This window comes from Acidovorax sp. KPB24-03 (genome assembly GCF_057546605.1).
Window position 1 is genome coordinate 1 of sequence record NZ_BAAJYR010000820.1, and the last position, 818, is coordinate 818.

Genomic DNA, 818 nt, shown 5'->3' on the forward strand with positions numbered 1-818 from the left:
GCTCGGGCCCGCCCCCGCCGCGGCGCGCGCCCGCAGATGGCTGCGCAGGCCGGCGATGCCCGTGCCGTTACCGATCAAGACGAGGGGCCGAGCAGCGTTGTCCTGCAACCGGAAAGGCCCGTGCGCGCGCAGGCGCAGCGGCACGGCATCCCCCAGCGCCAGGCCCGCGCACAGCCAGCCCGAGCCACGCCGGGCGTGCCGTCCTCGCGCACGGCCTGGCGCACGGTGAGATGAATGCGTCCGTCGCCCGGCACCGAGGCGATGGAATAGTTGCGCGGGCGTTGCGGGTCGGCCGGCGGGCACAGTTGCACCAGGTCGCCGGACGCCCAATCGGCCGCGGTACCGGGCGGGGGCGCCAGTTCGATGTGGAACACCGGCGCTCCCAGGCTGCCCGGGTTGAGGTGGCGGCGCGCGGCCAGCGTCCAGTCGGCGAACGGCGGCGCCTCCCAGGCAGGCGCCCCGTTCAGGTTCGCGACCTGCGACAGCTGGTGCTGCCATGCCAGGAGCGCGGCCGGGGCGCCGTTGTCCATCTCCACCCGCTCGAACAACGGCACCGCGCCCTGCGCGCGCAGCCAGCCGTCCAGCTGGCGGCCGAAGCCGCAATAGTGCGCGTATTGCCGGTCGCCCAGCGCCAGCAGGCCGTACTGCAGGCCTGCCAGCGAGGGCGCTGCGGCCGCGCCCATCCACTGCCCCTGGAAGCCCGCGGCGTTGTCAGGTGCATCGCCCTCTCCGTACGTGCTGGCCAGAAACAGCGCGCGGCGCGTGCGCTGCAGCAGCGCCGCATCCACCGCGCCCAGCGCGCACAGGTGCACGGACTC

The 818-nt window shown here is 74.9% G+C and carries 1 protein-coding gene; it reads right to left on the bottom strand.

The genetic code is table 11. The annotated features are described in order from the left end of the window. Positions 1-74: 74 nt before the first annotated feature. On the bottom strand, positions 75-818 hold a 744-nt coding region (locus AC27KI_RS26215; RefSeq protein WP_487116782.1), incomplete at its 5' end, for a flavodoxin domain-containing protein.